This is a genomic window from Collimonas fungivorans (genome assembly GCF_028292705.1).
In the GTDB taxonomy this organism is placed as follows: domain Bacteria; phylum Pseudomonadota; class Gammaproteobacteria; order Burkholderiales; family Burkholderiaceae_D; genus Collimonas; species Collimonas fungivorans_B.
This window is the reverse complement of sequence record NZ_JAQGLV010000389.1, coordinates 1-3346: the sequence shown is the minus strand read 5'-3', so window position 1 is coordinate 3346 and position 3346 is coordinate 1. Positions and strand designations below refer to the sequence as shown.

The window sequence follows — 3346 nt, the reverse complement described above, 5'->3', positions numbered from 1 at the left end:
GGTACGAACGGCACCGCGCGCGCCGACAGCTGCGATTGCAGCTTGCGCCGTATGGTGAAGTCGATGGCGAACGCCATCAGCGCCGGCAACAGCAGCAGCAGGCTGACCACGGCGCCCTTGTTGAAATTCTGCTGGCCGATGACCAGCTGGTAAACATCGATGGCCAGCACGTTGAAATCGCCGCCGATGACCTTGGGCACGCCGAAATCGTTGACCGTGAAAGTGAACACCACCAGCGCCGCGCTAATCAGGCCATACTTGGCGCCGGGCACGGTGATGGTCCAGAATTTGCGCAGGCGGCTGGTGCCCAGCGATTCCGCCACTTCATACAGGCGGCCGTCGGCCAGCGACAGCGCCGTAATCAATATCATCAGCGCATGCGGAAACACCGCATAACACTCGCTGATGACGATGCCGATCGGACCGTAGATCGAGGCGCCGCCCAGCAAGCCCTTGAGCGCGCCCTGGGTGCCGAACCATTGCACAAACGAGATCGCCGCCAGCAGCGACGGCGCCAGGATCGGGATCAGCGACAGGGTGCGGAAAAAGCGCTTGAACGGCATCATGCTGCGCGTCAGGGCGTAGGCGAAAGTGAAGGCCGCCGGGATCACCAGCAGCGTCACCGAGACCGCGATGAACAGGGTATTGAGCACCGACTGCCGCAATGCCGAGGTCGACATGTATTCGCTGAACTGGCGCAGGCCGACAAACAGGCCATCCTTGTCCTGCACGCTCTGCACCAGGATCATCAGCACCGGCATCAGCAGGAATACCGCCAGCCCGGCGCACACCAGCAACAGCAGGCCGTGCGCGATGCGTTCGTGCCAGTGGCTCTGCTGGCGGCCGGCCGCCGCCTGCCTGGCGCCGCCGGCCGGCGACGACATCATGCCGAGTGCGCTGGCCGGCCTGCTCATGCCGCCACCGTCTGTGCTTGTTCGTTGTCCTGGTACACGCGGATGCGTTCCGGCAGCAAACCGTAGCGCAGTTTGCTGCCGACCTGCAGTCCCAGTTCCTTCAGCAGGTTGAGCGACATCGAAGCCACCACCGGCTGCTGTTCCATGCCTTCCAGCACGACCGTCAGGTAACTGAAGGCGCCCAGGAATTCAATTTTCTTGACCTCCGCCATGGCGTGGTTGTGGGTGCGCTGCTCGACGCTGCGCGCCACAAAATCTTCCGGCCGCAAATACACTTTCACCGGCTGTCCGGCGGCAATGTGATCGACCCGCGATTCGCAATGGAAATCCAGCTTGCCGATGCGGAAACGGCTGTCTCCCAGCGAAACGCCGCGCAAGATGTTCACCTTGCCGACGAACGAGGCGACGAACGGCGAGCCCGGCTGCAGGTAGATGTCTTGCGGGCTGCCGCATTGCTCGATGGCGCCGTGGTTCATCACCACGATGCGGTCGGCCATGGTCAGGGCTTCTTCCTGGTCGTGGGTGACCATGATGGTGGTCACGCCCAGCCGCTGTTGCAGCTGGCGGATCTCGCTGCGCAGGCGCACCCGCTCCAGCGCATCCAGCGCCGACAGCGGTTCGTCCAGCAACAGCAGGCCGGGAGAAGTCGCCAGCGCTCGCACCAGCGCGATTCGTTGCTGCTGGCCGCCGGACAGCTGTCCGGGGAATTTCTTGCCGCTGGTCGGCAGGCCGGCCAGCGTCAGCAGTTCCTGCACCCGTTCGGCGGTGGCGCTGCGGCTCTGGCGGCGGTTCACCAGGCCGTAGGCGACATTGTCGGCGATGGTCAGGTTGGGAAACAGCGCATAGGACTGGAACACGATGCCGTAGTCGCGCTGGATCGGCGCCAGCCACGAGATATCCTTGCCGCCCTGGACGATGCGCCCCTGGTTCTGGCTTTCGAGGCCGGCGATGATGCGCAGCAAGGTAGTCTTGCCGCAGCCGGACGGTCCCAGGAAACAGACGAACTCGCCTTCGCCGACTGTCAGGTTGATGTCGCGCAGCGCATGGAAGCTGCCGAACGATTTCGAGATGTTTTCAAGCGTCAGGTAAGGCTTGGACGCCAGACAAGGATTCTGCTGAGACATGATGACTGCTCTCCCGGTTAGTCACGAATGGCGCGGCGTTACTTCTTTTCCGCCTTGGAGTTGTAGCGTGTGCCCCATTCGGCCAGGATCCGCTCGCGGTTCTTGGCGGACCAGTTGAAATCGTTGGGCTTGATCAGCAGCTTTTCATAATCGTCTGGAATCCCTTCGACTTTCTTGGAGATGCCTGGATAGGCGACGATGGCCCACCAGTTGGAGCTGATCTGGTTGGCTTCCTTGCTGCTCATCCAGTCCACCAGCTTTTTCGCCGCTTCCAGGTTCTTGGTGCCCTTCATGATGCCGCTGGCTTCCACATCCCAGCCTAGGCCTTCTTTCGGAAAAATCAATTCGACAGGGGCGCCGCTGCGTTGAACCTGGTGGCCGCGGAATTCAAATGAAATGCCGATAGGGAATTCGCCGGTGCCGGCCATGGTGCAGGGTTTGGAGCCTGAGTGGGTGTATTGGGCGATGTTCTGGTGCAGCGCATCCATGTATTGCCAGCCCTTGGCTTCGCCGAACATTTGCAGCCAGGCGGTGACATCGAGATAGCCGGTGCCGCTGGAAGCGGGGTGGGGCATGACGATCTGGCCCTTGTAGATCGGCTTGGCCAGGTCGGCCCAGCTGGTGGGCTTGGGCAGGTTCAGCTTCTTCGCTTCTATCGTATTGAAGCAGACGGTCGCTCCCCAGACATCCATGCCGACCCAAGTTGGCGGCCGGGCGGTGTCCACGTAGGCGGGATTGAGCTGTTTCATGCCGCTCGGCTCATACGGCAGCAGCATGCCTTCCTGGCCCAGCAGCGCCAGGCTGGTGGCGGCCAGGCCGACCACCACGTCGGCTTGCGGATTGTTCTTTTCGGCCAGCAATTTGGCGGTGACGACGCCGGTCGAATCGCGCACCCAGCGGATCTCAACCGTCGGGTTGGCTTTTTCGAAACCGTCCTTGTACTGTTTCATGGCGTCGGTTTCCAGCGCGGTGTATACCAGCAGCGCAGTCCTGGACTGGGCATGGCTGCTGGCTGCGGTCAGGGCAAAGGCTGCGCCTAGCAGGGCCGTTGCAGCCCCGGCTGCCGCGCTTGCGCGCAGGATTCGTACAAATTGCTGTTTCATTGTCATCTCCTCAGATGGTGAGCAAATCTTCCACTGCTGCCGATATTGAAACCTGGTCAAGCTTTTACGCCTCGCCGCTTTTGCCGCGGCTTTTTATTGCATCATGTTTTATGTATTTTGTTGACAATCTACACGTTGTTCAATTAAAGTGCAATCACCAACTCGAAAAAAGATCAGCCATGACTACCAACCGCACCATGAACAC

General features: G+C 61.1%; 3 protein-coding genes and 1 pseudogene. 1 reads left to right on the top strand and 3 read right to left on the bottom strand.

What is annotated here, in order from left to right:
• From JWQ61_RS21165 to JWQ61_RS21155, 3 genes are all read right to left on the bottom strand, one after another.
• On the bottom strand, positions 1 to 914 hold a 914-nt coding region (locus JWQ61_RS21165), incomplete at its 3' end, for an ABC transporter permease subunit (RefSeq protein WP_304362258.1).
• A complete protein-coding gene (locus tag JWQ61_RS21160) occupies positions 911 to 2038 on the bottom strand; it encodes a putative 2-aminoethylphosphonate ABC transporter ATP-binding protein (RefSeq protein ID WP_304362257.1) in 1128 nt (375 codons plus the stop codon). The genes JWQ61_RS21165 and JWQ61_RS21160, both read right to left, overlap by 4 nt.
• A 38-nt stretch (positions 2039 to 2076) precedes the next feature.
• Positions 2077 to 3141 (bottom strand): putative 2-aminoethylphosphonate ABC transporter substrate-binding protein, encoded by a 1065-nt coding sequence (locus JWQ61_RS21155; RefSeq protein WP_304362256.1) that lies wholly within the window; start codon positions 3139 to 3141, stop codon positions 2077 to 2079.
• Positions 3142 to 3158: 17 nt separating this feature from the next.
• On the opposite strand from JWQ61_RS21155, the pseudogene JWQ61_RS21150 reads away from it, so the two are divergent.
• Positions 3159 to 3346: pseudogene (locus JWQ61_RS21150) on the top strand (hypothetical protein); the annotation flags it as partial.